Origin of the sequence: Pseudomonas sp. NPDC089534 (genome assembly GCF_044749305.1) — a bacterium.
GTDB classification, from domain to species: domain Bacteria; phylum Pseudomonadota; class Gammaproteobacteria; order Pseudomonadales; family Pseudomonadaceae; genus Aquipseudomonas; species Aquipseudomonas ekonensis.
Map to the genome: position 1 here is coordinate 1 of NZ_JBIVHR010000068.1, position 17,254 is coordinate 17,254.

A 17,254-nucleotide genomic window follows, 5' to 3' on the forward strand; every position below is an offset into this window, starting at 1 on the left:
ATCGCCGATGGTAGTGTGGGGTTTCCCCATGTGAGAGTAGGTCATCGTCAAGATTGAATTCCGAAGCCCCTGTCTGCATTCGCAGACAGGGGCTTTGTCGTTTGGGGTCTCACGTCGCCCAGAACGCCTCTGATCTCCCCTCCCTCGCACCCCTAAACACTGGGCTCAAAACCGCAGCCATGGGCTTGAGCACCATGGCTCGGGCGAGCCATGGCCACGCTGCTGCAGGTGATCGGCAGCAGCAACCACAGCCATAATCCACCGACGCGATGCGGTGCCTGCTTCATTCATGTACCAGGCCTGCCGTTTCGGATGCGCAGTCGGCACAGCGTCCACCCAATGCAACGGTGCAGCGAAACGGCAGAGGCACTCATGAAATTGACCCACAGAAACGACAAAGCCAGCCCCTGAACATCAGGGGCTGGCTTTTTTATGCACAGGTCCTGGGATTAGAACTGGTAGCTCACGGTGGCGGCGACATTCCGCTCTTCGCCCATGTAGCAGAAGTCCAGACTGGCGCAGGAGGCCACGTAGGATTCGTTGGTCAGATTGTTCGCATTCAGGCGTACATCAACGCCCTTCAGTCCGACCTTGCCCAGGTCATAGCCAATCGATGCATCGAACAGCGTGTAGGACGGCACCTTCAGGGTGTTTTCCGCATCGGCCCAGCTGTAGCCGACGTAGCGAACACCGCCACCCAGGCGCAGGCCTTCTAGCGCCGCGCTGTCGAACCTGTAATCAGCCCATGCCGAGGCCATGTGCCGCGGCGCCTGGGTCGGCGAATTGCCTTTGTTCTGGATCACATCGGTCGGGGTGCTGAGGGTGCTGATCATCGACTTCGAATACTCGATGTCGGTGAAGGTGTAGCTGCCGAGGACTTTGAGGCGATCGGTCAGTTGCATGTGGGCTTCAAGTTCCAGGCCTTGGGAGCGGACAGCCCCTACGGCCCGGTAGAAGTTTTCCTGCGGCAGCTTGGTCGCCAGGTTTTCCTGATCGATGCGGAACAGCGAAGCGGTGAACAGGTTGTCGGTGCCCGGCGGCTGATACTTCAGGCCGGCTTCCCACTGTTTGCCATCCGTCGGTGCCAGTGGACTGCCGGTGCTATCGGCGTAGGAGTTGGGATTGAACGACTCGGAATAGCTGATGTAGGGCGCCAGGCCGTTGTCGAACAGGTACAGCGCACCGACACGGCCGGTCAGCTTGGTGCGTTTGTCGCTGATTTCGGTGCCGACCGGACGAGCCGCTTCGGCGATCCGGTTTTCGTCCGAGGTCTCCACCCAATCCTGACGCAGGCCCAGGGAGAACCGCCACTTGTCCATCTCGATCAGGTCTTGCAGGTAAATGCCGGTCTGCTCCAGGCGGCGCAGGTAGCTCGTGTCACCGTACGGCGTGATCGCCGCGTTGCCGTAGACCGGATTGAATGCGTCGATCGGTGCCAGGCCGCCGCTGCTCCAATCCACTACGGTTTTGCGGCGTTGATAGTCGGCGCCCATCAGTACCGTGTGTCGGGTGGCGCCGGTGAAGAATTCCGCCTGCAGCATGTTGTCGACGATGAACGCATGCAGTCGCTCGTCGCCGCCGGTGTAGTAGCGGTTCAGTTCGTGGCTGGTCGGCGACGTCCAACCATAGGCATAGACCTGATCCATGTTCACTTTGGAGTCGAGGTAGCGGAAGTTCTGTCGGGCGGTGAAGACGTCGTTGAAGCGATGCTCGAATTGATAACCGAACGATTGCTGATCGCGGGAGTAGCCATCGATGCCCGGTTCGCCTTCGAAGAAGTGCGGCGAGATGCGGTTGCCGTTGCGCTGATGGAGTGTGCCGTCGGCCGGCACGCCGCCGTGGTAGCCGCCGTCCGGATCGTGTTGCAGGTAGGCCTGCAGGGTCAGCGAGGTGTCTTCGCTGAAATCGATACTGACGGTGGGAGCCAGGGCGTAGCGCTTTTCCTTGTTGTGGTCGAACTGCGTGTCGGACTGATCCGTCAAACCGATCAGACGATAGGCAATGCGCTTGTCGTCATCGACCGGACCGCTGAAGTCGAAACCGACTCCGCGCTGGCCTTGGGTTCCGACGGTGGCTTGCACCTGACGGTAGGCCTCGTGCAGCGGTTTCTTGCTGGTCAGCGCCACCAGGCCGCCCGGTGAACTGCGGCCGTACAGCACCGACGACGGGCCTTTGAGGATATCCACCCGTTCGAGGAAATATGGATCGACCTGCATGGTGCTGTAGGTGCCGCTGTCGCCCATGGACTTGAGGCCGTCGAGGTAGATGTTGTCCACCGAGCCGTCGTTGAAGCCGCGCATGGCCACGTAGTCGTACCGGTGCGTGGCGCCATAGGGGTTGGTCAGGACGCCGGGGGCATAGCGCATGGCCTGGGAGACGGTCTGCGAGCCCTGGTCGTCCATTTGCTCGCGGGTGACCACGGACACGCTTTGCGAGGTCTCCAGCAACGCGGTGCTGGTCTTGGTGGCGATCTGGCTATGGGTGGCGCTGTAGCCTTCCATGCTGCCCAGCGCGTTGCCGAGGGCGAAGCCTCTGATGTCGGTGGCCGGCAGGGCGAGCGCTTCGGTTTGCGCGGAGGGGCGCAGCACATAGCTGCTGCCGTCCTGGCTGAGCGCTTCCAGGCCCGAGCCGACGAGCAGGCGGCTCAGGGCCTGATCCGTCGAAAACTCGCCTTGCACGCCCGGCGACTGACGGCCCTGGATCTGCTGCGGCGTCATCGACAGGGTGATCCCGGCCTGGCGGGCGAACTGGTTGAGCGCATCGCCCAATGGTCCGGCCGCGATGCTGTAGCGATGGCGGCTGACCTGGCTGGCATCGGTTGCCTGACTAAGGCCCGGCAGCAGGCCGGCCCCCAGTGCGGCGGAAAACAGCGCGGCTCGGACGGCCTGGCGCAGCAGGCCTGATTCGACGGTGAAGTTCAGAGGGTTCTTACAGGTAACGCGCGCAGTCATTGTAGGTTTCCGTAGGAAGTCGCGGAGGCAGGGATGAAGTGCTTACTGACTAAGCCGGACTGGCCGCGAAAACCCGCCAAAAAACATTCAGGTGTAGCGTTCGAGCGTTACCCACCAGCGCGTGCGGTAGCGCACCTGCACCGGCAGGGTCTGCGGCAGGATCGCCAGCAGTTTGTCGGTGTCCTCCAGGCGGAACACGCCAGACAGGCGTAGATCCGCCACGTCCGACGCACAGGTCAGAAAACCCTGACGATATCGGCCGACCTCGGCGAGGAAATCTCCGAGGCGCATGTTGCGGGTGACGATCAGGCCGTCGACCCAGGCGCCGGCATCCATGTCCAGCGGCGGTGCCGGTCGCACCTGATGGCGGTCGATCAGATAGCTTTGCCCGGCCAGCACCTCGGTGCGTTGCGGAGAATGGATCGCCACGCGGCCGCTGGTGACGCTGAGGCGCGTGCAGTCGCCTTCCTGGCGCAGGATGAACCGAGCCTTGAGCGGCTCATAGGTTCCGTGGCGGCTTTGCACACGCAGGGGGCGGTCGAACGGTGCGCCTTCGTCGGCACCGCCGCAGGTGACGATGATTTCGCCGCGGGTCAGTTTGATCAGCCGTTGTTGTGCGGTGTAGTCCAGATCCACGCTGCTGGCGGTGTTGAGTTCGATCCGGGTGCCGTCGGGCAACTGGAAGCCGCGGCGCTCGCCGGTGACGGTGGCGTAGTCGGCGCTCCACTGCTGCCAGGCTTGGGTGTCTTTGGCCAGCCACGCGGCGGAACCCATCAATACAGCGCCGGACAACAGTTTCAGGGCCCGACGGCGATCCAGCCCCTGGACGCTGTTCTCCAGTGTGTTGAAGGCGACCTGCGCCCCAGGCACGCTGTGCAGGTTGTGGGACAGTTCAGCTTGCAGCGACTGCACCCGCTGCCAGGCCAGTTCATGGTCGTGGTGTTCCGCGCGCCATTGTTCGCACTGGCGGCTCAAGTGTGAGTTGCCGCGGTTGTTGCGCAGCCGCAGCAGCCAGTGAATGGCTTGTCTGACCACTTGCTGCGGCGGTTCGGCGTGACGGCTGAGCGAAAGGTTATCCACAGGCATCAGCTTTCGTAGCGCAACACATAGCAGTGATACAGCGCGTCGGCGACGTAACGCTCCACCGAACGCAATGACAGGCCCGTCTGTTCGGCGATCTGCTTGTGGGTCAATCCTTCGCACTGGGCCAGCAGAAACGCCTGACGCACTTTCGGCTTAAGGCCTTCAAGCATACGGGCAATGCTTTCGAGCAGTTCGATCACCAGCGCACGGGCTTCGGCGCCGGGCGTTTCGGCTGCGGGCAGGTGCGCGAGGCTCTCCAGATAGGCCCGTTCGATCTCTTCGCGGCGCCAGTGGTCGATCACCAGGCCGCGGGCGATGGTGCGCAGAAAGGCGCGCGGGGCTTTCGGCTCCAGGCGTTCGGTGCGTTGCAGCAGGCGGATGAAGGTGTCCTGGGCCAGATCCGCCGCGTCCGCCGCATTGCCCAGCCGTGAGCGCAGCCACGTGTTGAGCCAGCCATGATGACGGCTGTAGAGCGCCTGTACTGCGAACTGAGGTGAGGACATGAACGCGGAAGTCCGGAACGTCACAAATGATAATTACTCGCATTGTCTTCAAGGGTTACAAAATTTGCAACCGCCACTCGAACAGCGTCCATGAAAACCGCTAGGTCGAACTCTCCGGCGTGCCGCTTGGCGGGAATCTGGCCGATATGCCGTCCATTTCATACAAAACCCTAAGTTTTCTCCGAGCCGTGCCGACAGACTGGTGAGACATGCGTGCACCAAAGTAGAGCAGCCACTAGAACGTTGCCTGCCCACTCATGGAAATTGGAGTTACATGGAATGTTGCATCTGGAACGCATCCCCACTTTTGGCATAAGAAGTCCCATGAAATGAATCTCAAGTTCAGCCATAAAATCCTGTTGGCCGCCTCGGGCGTCGTGGTTCTGGCGTTCGCGCTGTTCACCCTCTACAACGACTACCTGCAGCGAAACACCATTCGCCAGAACCTCCAGTCCTCCGTGCAGCAGGCCGGCGACCTGACCGCCAGCAGCGTGCAGAACTGGATGAGCGGGCGGATCCTGGTGCTGGAGAACCTCGCTCAGAACGTCGCCCACCAAGGCAAGAACGCCGACTTCCCGGGCCTGGTCGATCAACCGGCCTTCACCTCGAACTTCCAGTTCACCTACGTCGGCCAGGCCAACGGTGTGTTCACCCAGCGCCCGGACGCCAAGATGCCGGACGGCTACGATCCGCGTCAGCGTCCTTGGTACAAACAGGCGGTCGCTGCCGACAAGACCATGCTGACCCCGCCGTACATGGCCGCCGTCGGCGGTCTGGTGGTGACCATCGCCATGCCGGTGAAGAAGAACGGCGAGCTGCTCGGCGTGGTCGGCGGCGACCTGAGCCTGGAAACCCTGGTGAAGATCATCAACTCGGTGGACTTCGGCGGCATCGGCCACGCCTTCCTGGTCAGCGCCGACGGTCAGGTGATCGTCAGCCCGGACAAGGATCAGGTGATGAAAAACCTGAAGGACATCTACCCGAACTCCAGCGTGCGCATCGAGAAGGGCAACCAGAACGTGGTGCTCAACGGCCAGGAGCGCATCCTGTCGTTCACCCCGGTCAGCGGTCTGCCGAATGCCGAGTGGTACATCGGTCTGTCGATCGACCGGGACAAGGCCTACGCCGCCCTCGGCCAATTCCGCACCTCGGCGCTGATCGCGATGTTCATTGCGGTGGCGGCGATTGCCGTGCTGCTGAGCCTGCTGATCAACGTGCTGATGCGTCCGCTGATCACCATGGGCCGTGCGATGCAGGACATCGCCCAGGGTGAGGGCGACCTGACCCGCCGCCTGGTGGTGGAGAGCAAGGACGAGTTCGGCGAGCTGGGCAGCTCGTTCAACCAGTTCGTGGAGCGGATCCACGCGTCGATTTCCGAGGTCTCCTCGGCGACCCGCCATGTGCATGACCTGTCGCAGCGGGTGATGACCGCGTCCAATGCGTCGATCGTCGGCTCCGACGAGCAGAGCGCCCGCACCAACAGCGTGGCTGCGGCGATCAACCAGTTGGGTGCCGCGACCCAGGAGATCGCCCGCAACGCCGCCGACGCTTCGCAGCACGCCAGCGGCGCCAGCGAGCAGGCCGACGACGGCCGTCAGGTGGTCGAGCAGACCATCCAGGCCATGACCGAGCTGTCGCAGAAGATCAGCCTGTCGTGCGAGCAGATCGAAACCCTGAACGCCAGCACCGACAACATCGGCCACATCCTCGACGTGATCAAGGGCATCTCCCAGCAGACCAACCTGCTGGCGCTCAACGCGGCGATCGAGGCGGCCCGCGCCGGCGAGGCCGGACGCGGTTTCGCGGTGGTGGCGGACGAGGTGCGCAACCTCGCCCACCGCACCCAGGAGTCGGCGGAAGAGATCCACAAGATGATCACCTCGCTGCAGGTCGGTTCGCGCGAAGCGGTCAGCACCATGAACGCCAGTCAGGCGTCCAGCGAGCAGAGCGTGGAGGTGGCGAACCAGGCCGGCCTGCGGCTGGTCAGCGTGACCAAGCGCATCGGCGAGATCGACGGCATGAACCAGTCGGTGGCTGCGGCGACCGAAGAGCAGACCGCCGTGGTGGAAACCATCAACATCGACGTCAACCAGATCAACCTGCTGAACCAGCAGAGCGTGGCCAACCTCAACGAAACGCTGAAGGATTGCGATGCACTGTCGCAGCAGGCCAACCGGCTGAAGCAACTGGTGGACAGCTTCAAGATCTGATTGCCCGGAGCTACCGGCCAATCGCGAGCAAGCCCGCTCCCACACGGGATCTGTGCCATACGCACAGTCTCTGTGGAAGCGGGCTTGCCCGCGAAAGCGGCGGTTCAGTCACCGCCGCCATGAAGCCTTACGCAAACAGCTTCAACACATTCCCCATCGCGTCATCGGCGAACCCCTGCACGAAGTCCTTGAACCCCGGCAGCGCCTCGGCGCCACCTGAAGCGGGTTCGGCGATGATCGTCCAGGTCGCCCGCGCCTTGCCCTCTCCCAGCGACTCCACGTTCATCGCCGCCCACAGATTGGCCACGCCCAGGGTGTTGTAGATGGTCGTCCAGGTCATGCTCCGCGCCTGCTCGTCGCGGGAGTTGAGCTGTTCGACCACCACATTGCCGTCCTTGAAGAATTTCTTGCGCAGCGAAGACACGCCTTCGCCGGTCATCTCGATGTGCGACAGCGCCGGGATGAAGCGGTGGAAACCGGCGAAGTCGCCGACCACCGCCCATACCTGCGCGGCGTCCGCCGGCACGTTCACCGAGGACACGACGTGGCAGCCGTGCGGATTCTTGATCAGGGTGTCGGGTTGCAGTGTGCTCATGGTGTTGCTCCTTGCTGTTGGGATGATTCAGATGAAATTGATTTCTTTGAGGTAATCGCAGCCGCGCCGCAGCAGCGCCGGTGACTTTTCCGGGTAGCGCGCGCCCATCTGCCGCACGCCGGCCTGGGCGTTGGCGTGGCCGATCAGGGAGATGTCGCCGATGTCTTCCTCGAAGCCGTTGAGGTAGAAGCCGAGCACGCCGAACAGCGCGTTGTCGGCATCGACCCGGCCCAGTTGCCGCTGCCAGTCGGCGACGCTGACCAGCGAGAACTCGCGGCCGGTTTCACGGAACGACGCCACGTAGGCGTCCCAGCTCAGCGGCTCGGGGTTGTGCAGGTTGAACACCGCGCGTCCGGCCGAATGGCGGCTGGCGTGGAAGGCGATGAAGCGGGCGAGGAAGTCCACCGGCATCAGGTCGAAGTTGAGCGCGAAGGCCGGCACCTGGCCCAGCTGGATCGAGCCTTTGAGCATCAGCATCAACCGGTTCTTGTGCGGCTGGCAGACGCCGCTTTGGCTGTTGAAGCTGATGTTGCCGGGGCGGTACAGGTTGACCCGCACCCCACGCTCCCGCGCCCGTTCGAGCAGGCGCTCGCCGACCCACTTGGACAGGTTGTAGCCGTTGCGGATGTAGATCGGCGGGGTGGGCGCAGCGGGCAGCTCCAGCACCCGGCCTTCGGCGTCGACCGTGCTGGAGGCCGACAGGGTCGAGACGAAATTGAACACCTTCTTGCTGTGCCCTTCGCAGAGCCGGAGCAATTGGAAGATCGGTTCGATGTTGTCCGCCGCCAGCGACTCGTAGTCGAGCACGTGATTGACGTTGGCGGCGTTGTGCACCAGGGCGCCGAACTCGCGGTCGAGCCGTCGGTAGTCCTCGTCGGCCAGCCCCAGCTGCGGTCGCGTGATGTCCGCCGCATACACCCGCACCCGGCTCAGGTCCAGGTGTTCGAGCCGGTTCTCCCGCAGCGCCTGGGCAAAGCGTTGCGCCGCCGTCTGCCCGTCGCCGTCGCGCACCAGGCAGGCCACTTCGCTGGCCCCCCAGCCCAGCAGCGCCTCGACGATGTGCACGCCGACAAAGCTGTTGGCGCCGGTGACGATCACCTTATGCACATCGCCCATGCGGCTGATCGGCAGGGGCTCGATGTCCAGCGCGCGTTCGGCGTCGGCCATGGCCTGGGCGCTGAGCACGGCGCTGTCGTCCGTGCCGCGCACCAGGGTGGCGAGCTTGGCGATGGTCGGCCGTTCGATGAAGCGGTTGATCGAGATGCTGCGGCCGAACTCCTCGCGCAGGCGCAGCAGCATGCGCGACAGCAGGATCGAGTGGCCGCCGAGGTTGAAGAAGCTCTCGTCGGTGGAAATGTCGCCGGCCGGCAGTTCCAGCAGTTCGGCCCAGATCTCCAGCAGCAGCGCTTCGTCGGCGTTGGCCGGCAGGCATTTCGGGCCGCTGTCCTGGACGCTCACCGGCAGCTCCAGCAGCGTCTTGCGGTCGACCTTGCCGTTGCTGGCGAAGGGCATGTCCGGCAGTTCAGTCCAGGCCGCCGGTTGCATGTAGTCCGGCAGGAACTGCCGGGCGTGGGCCTTGAGCGCTTCGCGGGCCTCGCCCGGCCGCTGCTCCTGCGGCTGGGCGAGAAAGGCCAGGATCCGCCGTTGGCTGTCGATCACCACCGCCACCTGGCGGTACAGCCGGCTTTCGCGCAGGCAGCGTTCGATCTCCTCCGGCTCGACCCGGAAGCCTCGGATCTTCACCTGATTGTCGCGGCGCCCGCACAGCTCGATGCCGTGTTCACCCCATTTGGCCATGTCGCCGCTGCGGTAGGCGCGCAGTGTCCGGCCGTCCGGCAGCGCCAGCGTCAGGTAGCGTTCGGCGGTCTGCTGCGGGTTGTTCAGGTAGCCCAGGCAGACGCCGGGGCCGACGATGAACAGCTCGCCGACGGTCTGTTCCTCCACCGGTTGCAGGTCGTCATCGAGGATCAGCACCTGACTGTTGGCGATCGGCCTGCCGAGGGTGCGGTTGCTGTCTCCCGGTTGCAGCGGCCGCGCCGTGATCAGCACCGTGGCTTCGGTGGGGCCGTAGAGATTGTGCAGCGTGCCCTGGCGGGTCAGTTGCTCGATCACGAACGGCTCGCAGACGTCACCCCCGGTCATGATCTGCCCGACGCCTTGCAACTGCTCCAACGGCAGGATGCTCAGCAGCGCCGGCGGCAGGAACGCGTGGCTCAGCTGCCGGCGGCGGATCAGCGCCACCAGTTGCAGCGGATCGCGGCGCTGGGTGTCGTCGGGCACCACCAGTTCGGCGCCTTCGAGCAGGGTCGGGAAAATGTCGATCAGCGACGAGTCGAAACTCAGCGAGGAAAACTGCAGCACCCGGCTCTGCGCATCGAGCCGCACATAATCGGCGTACCACGCGGTGAAGTGGGCGAGGTTGGCCTGGCTCAGCAGCACGCCCTTCGGATGCCCGGTGGTGCCCGAGGTGTAGAGCGCCATGCACGGTGCCTCAAGCGCGGGGCGTTGCAGCATCAGCGGTTGGCCGGGCTGTGCGTCGGTCGGGTCGATGCGGCTGACGTCCAGCCCCGGCATCGATCCGCCGAGCGGATGCGTGCCGTCGTGCAGCAACAGCGCAGCCCCGGCGTTCTCCAGGATGTACTGCTGACGCTGCAGCGGGTGGCTGGGCTCCAGCGGCAGGTACACCGCGCCGCTGCCGAGAATCGCCAGGATCGAGGCGAACAGTTCGCGGCCCTTGGGCAGGCAGAGGCCGACCACCCAGGGTTGCGGGTGCTGTTCGAGCAGCGGCTGCAAGCGCTGGCGGATCGCGCGGCTGTGGACGTGCAGCTGGCCGTAGCTGACCGACTGCCCGGCCAGGTGCAGCGCCGGTCGTTGCGCGTGGCGGATCAGACTCTGCTCCAGGCGTTCGATCATCGGGTTCTGCGCCTGTTGCAGCAGCGCTGGATTCGCCGTGGCGTTGAGCCGGTGGACGTAGGCCAGGCCGTCGAGAAACAGCAGGCTCTCCACCTGCTCGAAGTCCGGAGCGCCGACCGCGGGCGCCTGTCGGAAATACTCCGCGTCGCGGGAGAAACGGCTGACCAGCAGCGCGGTCTCTTCCACCACTTGCGCCAGCGTCCGTCGACGCAAGGCCTGGCCGTTGCCGGACGGTTCGTCCGCCATCGGCACGCGGCTCAGCAGCCGCGTGCCGTGCAGGCACAGCAGATCCAGGGTCGGCAGGCCGCCGGCCCCTGTTGCGCCGATGCCCAGGCGCAGGGACAGATGGGGTGTCGGGCCGAAGTCTTCCGACGCCGGGCCGGCGTCGTCGATCACCAGGTCCGCCGCCGGTCGCGGCTGCGGATGGCGGTGCGTCAGACGGACCGGTGAATGACCGTGTTGCTCAAGTTCCTGCGCCAGGTCGGTCATGGCCTGGCTGCAGCCGATCAACAAAACATCGAGACGTCTCATGGCGGTCTCCTCGTCAGATCAGGTAGTCGCGCAGGGCGTGCTGCACGCAGGGCGCATCGAGCAGCGAGCTGTTGTGGAAAAACCGCACGATGTTGCCCACCAGCGGGTGGTGGCGGTTGATCGGGAACGCCAGTCCGGCCATCTCGTCCTTCAGCGAACGGCGCACGGCAGCGCTGACCGGCAGGGCGTCGATCAGGCGCAGGTCGAAGGCCTTCTGGATGTCGTTGGTCAGGTAGTGGCCGATGAACACCGGCAGGATCTGCGCGATGCACTCGCGGTCCGCTTCGCTCGCGGTGTGCCAGTAGATGCGCACCATGCGTGCCCAGAAACTGGAGTGGCGGCCCTCGTCGAGCAAGTGGTCGGCCATCAGGCCCTTGATCGACGGCTTGACCGTGTCGTCCCGGGCGAACGCCGCCACGTCGCCGGTCACGGTGTTCTCGGCGATGGCCACGCAGATCAGCTCCACCGCGCTGCGCAGGTGTTCCGGCGCCAGGGCCACGGCGGCCGGAATCGCCCGGCTCAGTTCGATCTCGTCCGGCAGTGCGATGGGCTCGATACCGGTCATGGCCACGGTCTGCTGCATGAAGTCCATCGCCACCAGCGCGTGGTAGTCCTCGTCCACCACCACGGTCATGGCGTCGTAGCGGCAGGCGAACGGGAAGGCCATGCCGAAGCGGTTCTTGGCGATGTTGCGGGCGGTCTTGTCGACGATCTCGGTCTCGAAGATCACTACATCGTTGATGAACTTGTACAAGGTCTGCACCAGCGCGAAATCACGCTGGCCGGGGCATTCGCGCAGGAAGGTGTCGCTCAGCACCAGCGGCTGGCGGCTGAGGGGGTAGATCAGGCGTTCGTCGTTCTCCACGACACGGCGCGGGCGGGTGCGGATGGTGGCGCGGCGTTCCCAGGTGTCGGCGAAGGAGCGGTAGTCGGCGGCGTTCATCGGGCCACCTCCGCCAGCGGCTCATGCATGCTCAGGCGCAGGCCGTCCCACAAGGCGATGCGGCTTTCCACGGCGGCCAGGGCGCTGGCGTAGACTTCGGCCTCGCGCTGCGGATCGCCGTCGACCAGCCGCTCCAGCAATTGCTCCGCCGCAGGGCCGTGGTCTTCCGAATCGACTTCGATGTGCCGCTGCAGGTAGTAACGGAAGGTCGGGGCCTGTTCGACGCCGATGCCCCAGGCGTCGAGCATGCGCTGGAACATGGCCGGAATCACACTTTCGCGGCCGTGCAGGAACGCGGCGGCGACGCTGTGCCCCGGTGCGTGCAGCGCAGTGTGCAGGGTGTCGCGGACGAATTGCGCGGCGGCCGGGTCGACCTCGACGCTTTGCAGCGCCACTTCATGGCTCACGCCCTCCTGTTGCAGCGCGACGAAGCGTTCAACCGCCGCGGTGTCCGCGCCGACTTCGCGCATGGCATCCAGGTACAGTTCGAAATGGCTGTAATGGCCATGATCCGGGCGGTCGTCCGACTCTTCGCCGAGCACGATCTCGTTGATCAGCCGCGCGGCGTGAGGATCCCGCGGCGGCAGCCAGGGCAGGCGGGTGCAGGTCAGTTCCTGCTGCAGGCGCTTGGTCAGCGACATGAAGTCCCAGACGGCAAATACATGGGACTCCATGAATCGGCGCAATACCGTCAGGGAATCGATTTCGGAAAAGATCGGATGAGCGCTGAGTTCGGCTTTCTTCTGGGAAAGTTGTTGTTTGGTTGGCATGGTTACGAACCTCTGGTACATACGGGTAAAGGGACTGCTTAACCATCGGCCAGCAGTGGTTGATTTGTTTTATTGCGGCGAGCGATAGCCTCATTCAGTTCGATGAAAGTTGAAGTTGTATATCCGTGGCCTGAAGCTGGGCAGCGGTGCGGTGCCCAGGTTTATTAAGTCTTCTGGCTTTGGTAAGCCGGGGCATCAACTACGCCTGAATGCCCGGCGTAGAAAACTTATACATCGAAAAACAACTTAACAAGGTTATTTTCAACTATTTTAAGTTTTCGGTTTTTTTGAATATGAGTGGGTCTGATAAAACTTTTAATTTAAGTTTTATTTGGGCGTAGTTGCTCCTTTCGGCAATAAATCGCCAAAATGAATAAATAAGAGTGAATGCCTCACTCGAAGCAACTTTCCAACAGGGCGAATGAGATGAATTGAGGGGATGAAGTTGGGCTGGAGCGACGCCGTTACTTCCTTATCCCGTGGCAAGGCTCCTTCCGTTGGTTCCTGGTGCGGGGACTGCGCCGCTGGCGCTTCGCCCGTTCTTGATTCGGTTGGCGGTTCAAGGGTGCGCGTAATTCGGCGCTGCCGCCATCGTCGAAAGTGACTCGCCTGCGGTGCGGATTCCGGGCGGGTTGACGCTGGGTGGGGAGGTTAGAGCGCAGGCGCGGAACTGCCATGGCAATTCACCTTGGCAGGCGGCGGGATTTGTAAGCAGGTGATTCGCCGGACCGGCCTGCCGGCCCGGCAGAGGGGATCAGCGGGCGGTCTTGCGGTTTGGCGCGGCGGCACTGGCCAGGTAACGGGTGATGACCTCGACGCCGCGGTTGAGGTGCTGCTCCAGCAGCTTCACCGCGTGTTCGGCGTCACGGTCGCGCACGGCGTGCAGCAGCGCACGGTGGTCGTCCTGAGAGAGCTTGCCCAGGCCCATCGCTTCGAGGTTGAAGCGCAGGAAGCGCTCCTCCTCGTTCAGGCCGTCTTCCACCAGGCGCAGCAGGCGACCGTTGCCGGCCTTGCAGTACAGCGCCATGTGGAACAGCCGGTTGAGCCGGCCCATCTCGGTGTAGTCGTGTTCGGTTTCCAGCTCTTCGATGTAGCCCGCTGCGCGGTCGTGGTCGGCGGCCGTGAGCAGAGGCACCGACTGGCGCAGCGCCTCGGACTCCAGCAGGATCCGCAACTCGTAGGTTTCCGTGGCGTCGCCCTGGATCAGCGGCGCGACCACGGCCCCCTTGTGGGCCACCACACTCAGCAGGCCCTGGGCTTCCAGCTGGCGCAGCGCCTCGCGCACCGGCATGCGGCTGACGCCGAACAGGTCGGCCAGATCCTGCTGGCGCACGGCGGTGCCGCAAGGCAAGCGGCCGTCGAGGATCGCCGAACGCAGGGTCTCTTCGATGATCGAGCGTGCCAGATGGGCGGGAATCGGTCCGTCGACCTTGATGCTGTGCAGCGGCTTGGGCTTTTGTGTCACAACTACGCACCCTGAATGACTACGGAATTTGGATCCAAAGGACACTAGTGATTGCTCTACAGGATGTCAAACCGTGTAGAGGATTGCTCCCTCCTCAAGAGTTTAGCGCGTCGGAGATGATCTCAGGGTGCCATTGTTTTTTGCTGGGCTAACCTTCACCATCAGACGCTTTCCTCCCTGCCCTGGATGCCTTGCATTGGCGGTAACTCTCGCGATTCCCCGGATTGCGCGCCGGCTGGCCTGCGCGTTGCTGCTGGCCGGCGCCATGCTGGGCGGCCTGCATGCCGACTGGGATTTTTCCGCGATCAGCCGCAAGGCCACGGCGCTGTACGGGCCGCTGGGCGCCGGACAGCAGCGCATCGACGCCTGGCAGAACCTGCTGGCCACGCAGAAGCAGGCCAGCGAGGCGGACAAGCTCAAGGTGGTGAACCTGTTCTTCAACAAGCAGATGCGCTACGTCGAGGACATCGACCTGTGGCACGAAGTCGACTACTGGGAGACGCCCATCGAAGCGCTGTGGAAGGGTGCCGGGGATTGCGAGGACTATGCAATCGCAAAGTATTTCAGCCTGCGTCACCTGGGGGTCTCCAGTGACAAATTGCGCATCACCTACGTCAAGGCCCTGCGCCAGAACCGTGCGCACATGGTGTTGACCTACTATGCCACCCCCGACGCCATGCCCCTGGTGCTCGACAGCCTGATGGACCCGATCAGGCCGGCGGCCGAGCGGACCGATTTGCTGCCCGTCTACTCTTTCAATGCCGAGGGTCTGTACCTGCCGGGGGCCAAGGGCAACAAGAAGGTCGGTGACACCAAACGCCTGTCGCGCTGGCAGGATGTGCTGAAGAAAATGCAGGCCGAAGGATTCCCGGTCGAGACGACTAACTAGGAGCACGCGCTCAGATGTCCTTGTTCAAACAGCTGTTGATCGCTATCTGTCTGTTCCTGGTGGTCGCCTTCACCGGCAGCTTCATGGTCAGCCTGGAAAGCTCGCGCACCCAGTACGTCAACCAGTTGCGCTCCCACGCCCAGGACGCCGCCACGGCGCTGGCGCTGTCGTTGACGCCGAACATCGACGACCCGGCGATGGTCGAGCTGCTGGTCAGTTCGATTTTCGACAGCGGCTACTACTCCAGCATCCGGGTGGTGGACCTGAAGACCGACAAGGCCATCGTCGAGCGCAGCGGGATTCCGGCCGTCACCAATGTGCCGGACTGGTTCGTCAGGCTGATCGGCCTGGAGCCGGCCGGCGGCGACGCGCTGGTCAGCCGGGGCTGGGAGCAGGCGGCGCGGGTCGAGGTGGTCAGCCACCCGATGTTCGCCCTGGCCAAGCTGTGGCAGAGCGCCCTGGGCAGCCTCGGCTGGCTGCTGGTGTGCGGCGCCGTCAGCGCGGTGCTCGGCGCGCTGTTGCTGCGCCGGCAATTGCGCCCGCTGGACTACATGGTCAAGCAGTCCCACGCCATCGCCCGCCGCGAATTCCTCAGCCTGCCGGAGCTGCCGCGCACGCCGGAGCTGCGCCGGGTGGTGCTGGCGATGAACCAGATGGTCGAGAAGCTAAAGGCGCTGTTCCAGGAGCAGGCCGAACGCAGCGAGAAACTGCGCACCGAGTCCTACCAGGACAACCTCACCGGCCTGGCCAACCGTCGCTATTTCGAGATGCAGCTCAACGCCCGGGTGAGCAACCCGGAGCAGGCCAGCTCCGGCTATCTGCTGCTGTTGCGGGTCAAGGACCTGGCCGGGCTCAACCAGCGCCTGGGCGGTCAACGCACCGATGAATTGCTGAAAGCGGTCGGCGAGCAGCTTTCCCGCGAGTGCGCCAAATACCCGGAGACCCAAAACCTCGTGACGCGGATCCGCGGCGGCGAATTCGCCGTGCTGGCGCCGGGGCTGACGCGCGAAGAAGCGCTGCAACTGGCGCAGAGCCTCGACAATGCCCTGAGCAGCCTGCACGCGACGGGCGCCACCGACGTGGCCGCTGTGGCCTCGATCGGCGTGGCGCCGTTCGCCCATGGCGATTCGCCCCAGGCGGTGCTCAGCCTTGGCGATCAGGCGCTGGCCCAGGCCGAAGGGCAGGGCGAGCAGAATTGGGCGTGCCTCGACCAGAGCCTGGCGGCGGACGTCGGCGACGATCACCACGCCTGGCACCGCTTGCTCGACCAGGCGCTGAGCCAGCGGCGTTTCGAGCTGTTCTTCCAGCCGGTGGTGGCGGCGCAGGACACGCAACTGGTGCTGCACTACAAAGTGCTGTCGCGCCTGCTCGACGAGCAGGGCCAGGCCATCCCCGCCGGACGCTTCCTGCCGTGGCTGGAGCGTTTCGGCTGGACCGCGCGGCTGGACCGGCTGATGCTTGAGCGGGTGCTGGAGCAGATGGGCGGGCACGAGGAGTCGCTGGCCCTGAACCTGTCCTCGGCGACCCTGGCCGACCCGCAGGCGCTGAACAAGGTGTTCGAGATCCTGCGGGCCCATTCCGACCTCGGCCCGCGCCTGACCCTGGAGATCGGCGAGGAACAATTGCCGGAGCAGGCGGTGCTGGAGCAACTGACCCGGCGCCTGCGCGAGCTGGGCTTCTCCCTGAGCCTGCAACGCTTCGGCGGGCGCTTCAGCATGATCGGCAACCTGGCGCGGTTGGGGTTGGCGTACCTGAAGATCGACGGCAGCTACATCCGGGCGATCGATCAGGAAGGCGACAAGCGCCTGTTCATCGAGGCGATCCAGCGGGCCGCGCACAGCATCGACCTGCCGCTGATCGCCGAGCGGGTGGAGACCGAAGGGGAGCTGTCGGTGATTCGCGAGATGGGGCTGTACGGGGTGCAGGGGCAGCTGTTCGGTGAGCCCGCGCCCTGGAAGTGAGGCTTGAGGAGGCCGGCGTCCTCAAGGACGCCATCGCCAGCAGGCGGGTTCCCACCCACCGCAAGACGAACGGCCGGATCAGATCAGGCCGGGCTCGTCCTCATTGATCAGCTGGCTCAGGCCGCCCAGCGCCTCACGGGCCTGGGAGCGATCCATCAGTTTGGCCTGGGCCGCTTCCGGCAGGTCGGTCACGCGGATCACGCCCTTCTGGGTCAACACCTGAATCAGGTCGTCGAGTACCCGGATCATTTCCAGGTCGCTCTGCTTGAGCTGCTTGAGGCTTTTCTCCACCGCCGCGTTGGCGAACCATTCCTGGATTTCGACATGGTCGGCCGGCAGCGTTCCCGTGGCCTCGGCGTAGGCCGCAGCCTCCACGCGGATCAACTGGCCCTGCGCATCGCGTTGCACGTAAAACATTGAGCGTCCCTCGGAAATGAACC

12 protein-coding genes and 1 pseudogene are annotated in these 17,254 nt (G+C 64.3%); 4 read left to right on the forward strand and 9 right to left on the reverse strand.

All coding sequences use genetic code 11. The annotated features are described in order from the left end of the window. Positions 1–449: 449 nt before the first annotated feature. The 3 genes from ACIP0B_RS19700 to ACIP0B_RS19710 all read right to left on the reverse strand — a co-directional run bounded on the left by ACIP0B_RS19700 (position 450) and on the right by ACIP0B_RS19710 (position 4,537). Positions 450–2,951: a TonB-dependent siderophore receptor gene (locus tag ACIP0B_RS19700; RefSeq protein WP_400835260.1), complete on the reverse strand. Its 2,502-nt coding sequence runs from the start codon at positions 2,949–2,951 to the stop codon at positions 450–452. A gap of 87 nt (positions 2,952–3,038) precedes the next feature. Further along, positions 3,039–4,037, reverse strand: coding sequence for a FecR domain-containing protein (locus ACIP0B_RS19705; protein ID WP_400835262.1), 999 nt, complete (start codon positions 4,035–4,037; stop codon positions 3,039–3,041). After that, positions 4,037–4,537 (reverse strand): sigma-70 family RNA polymerase sigma factor, encoded by a 501-nt coding sequence (locus tag ACIP0B_RS19710; protein WP_400835264.1) that lies wholly within the window; start codon positions 4,535–4,537, stop codon positions 4,037–4,039. Before ACIP0B_RS19710 ends, ACIP0B_RS19705 begins: the two co-directional genes overlap by 1 nt. A 329-nt stretch (positions 4,538–4,866) precedes the next feature. On the opposite strand from ACIP0B_RS19710, the pseudogene ACIP0B_RS19715 reads away from it, so the two are divergent. Together ACIP0B_RS19715 and ACIP0B_RS19720 are read left to right on the forward strand one after the other, a co-directional pair. After that, positions 4,867–5,892 (forward strand): annotated as a pseudogene (locus tag ACIP0B_RS19715) (cache domain-containing protein); the annotation flags it as partial. A 69-nt stretch (positions 5,893–5,961) separates the two neighbouring features. Beyond that, entirely contained in the window at positions 5,962–6,747 is a 786-nt protein-coding gene (locus tag ACIP0B_RS19720) for a methyl-accepting chemotaxis protein (protein WP_400835279.1), read from the forward strand. A 127-nt stretch (positions 6,748–6,874) separates the two neighbouring features. On the opposite strand, the gene ACIP0B_RS19725 is transcribed toward ACIP0B_RS19720, so the two are convergent. The 5 genes from ACIP0B_RS19725 to ACIP0B_RS19745 all read right to left on the reverse strand — a co-directional run bounded on the left by ACIP0B_RS19725 (position 6,875) and on the right by ACIP0B_RS19745 (position 13,964). Continuing rightward, entirely contained in the window at positions 6,875–7,342 is a 468-nt protein-coding gene (locus ACIP0B_RS19725; protein ID WP_400835266.1) for an SRPBCC family protein, read from the reverse strand. 27 nt (positions 7,343–7,369) lie between these two features. Further along, the gene (locus ACIP0B_RS19730) at positions 7,370–10,786 is read right to left on the reverse strand and encodes an amino acid adenylation domain-containing protein (RefSeq protein ID WP_400835268.1); all 3,417 of its coding nucleotides are present in this window, start codon (positions 10,784–10,786) and stop codon (positions 7,370–7,372) included. 13 nt (positions 10,787–10,799) lie between these two features. Then, positions 10,800–11,729, reverse strand: coding sequence for a diiron oxygenase (locus ACIP0B_RS19735; protein ID WP_400835270.1), 930 nt, complete (start codon positions 11,727–11,729; stop codon positions 10,800–10,802). Beyond that, the gene (locus ACIP0B_RS19740) at positions 11,726–12,499 is read right to left on the reverse strand and encodes a DUF3050 domain-containing protein (RefSeq protein ID WP_400835272.1); all 774 of its coding nucleotides are present in this window, start codon (positions 12,497–12,499) and stop codon (positions 11,726–11,728) included. The genes ACIP0B_RS19735 and ACIP0B_RS19740 overlap by 4 nt, the downstream gene beginning before the upstream one ends. Positions 12,500–13,253: 754 nt before the next feature. After that, entirely contained in the window at positions 13,254–13,964 is a 711-nt protein-coding gene (locus ACIP0B_RS19745; RefSeq protein WP_400835274.1) for a GntR family transcriptional regulator, read from the reverse strand. Between the two features lie 196 nt (positions 13,965–14,160). Between ACIP0B_RS19745 and lapG the strand changes: the two genes are divergently transcribed. Further along, positions 14,161–14,853 carry a cysteine protease LapG gene (lapG, locus tag ACIP0B_RS19750; protein WP_217894217.1) on the forward strand — a complete coding sequence of 231 codons (693 nt, stop codon included), beginning with the start codon at positions 14,161–14,163 and terminating at the stop codon, positions 14,851–14,853. A gap of 14 nt (positions 14,854–14,867) precedes the next feature. Further along, complete coding sequence (lapD, locus tag ACIP0B_RS19755) at positions 14,868–16,814, forward strand: cyclic di-GMP receptor LapD (protein WP_400835276.1); 1,947 nt, start codon at positions 14,868–14,870, stop codon at positions 16,812–16,814. Between the two features lie 78 nt (positions 16,815–16,892). On the opposite strand, the gene ACIP0B_RS19760 is transcribed toward lapD, so the two are convergent. Beyond that, complete coding sequence (locus ACIP0B_RS19760) at positions 16,893–17,231, reverse strand: tryptophan synthase subunit beta (protein ID WP_085582197.1); 339 nt, start codon at positions 17,229–17,231, stop codon at positions 16,893–16,895. Positions 17,232–17,254 lie beyond the last annotated feature (23 nt).

Excerpts from the sequence above, each read along its gene's own strand:
- ACIP0B_RS19700 (WP_400835260.1), bottom strand. The coding sequence starts at position 2,951 with ATGACTGCGCGCGTTACCTGTAAGAACCCTCTGAACTTCACCGTCGAA.
- ACIP0B_RS19705 (WP_400835262.1), bottom strand. The coding sequence starts at position 4,037 with ATGCCTGTGGATAACCTTTCGCTCAGCCGTCACGCCGAACCGCCGCAG.
- ACIP0B_RS19710 (WP_400835264.1), bottom strand. The coding sequence starts at position 4,537 with ATGTCCTCACCTCAGTTCGCAGTACAGGCGCTCTACAGCCGTCATCAT.
- ACIP0B_RS19720 (WP_400835279.1), top strand. The coding sequence starts at position 5,962 with ATGACCGCGTCCAATGCGTCGATCGTCGGCTCCGACGAGCAGAGCGCC.
- ACIP0B_RS19725 (WP_400835266.1), bottom strand. The coding sequence starts at position 7,342 with ATGAGCACACTGCAACCCGACACCCTGATCAAGAATCCGCACGGCTGC.
- ACIP0B_RS19730 (WP_400835268.1), bottom strand. The coding sequence starts at position 10,786 with ATGAGACGTCTCGATGTTTTGTTGATCGGCTGCAGCCAGGCCATGACC.
- ACIP0B_RS19735 (WP_400835270.1), bottom strand. The coding sequence starts at position 11,729 with ATGAACGCCGCCGACTACCGCTCCTTCGCCGACACCTGGGAACGCCGC.
- ACIP0B_RS19740 (WP_400835272.1), bottom strand. The coding sequence starts at position 12,499 with ATGCCAACCAAACAACAACTTTCCCAGAAGAAAGCCGAACTCAGCGCT.
- lapD (WP_400835276.1), top strand. The coding sequence starts at position 14,868 with ATGTCCTTGTTCAAACAGCTGTTGATCGCTATCTGTCTGTTCCTGGTG.
- ACIP0B_RS19760 (WP_085582197.1), bottom strand. The coding sequence starts at position 17,231 with ATGTTTTACGTGCAACGCGATGCGCAGGGCCAGTTGATCCGCGTGGAG.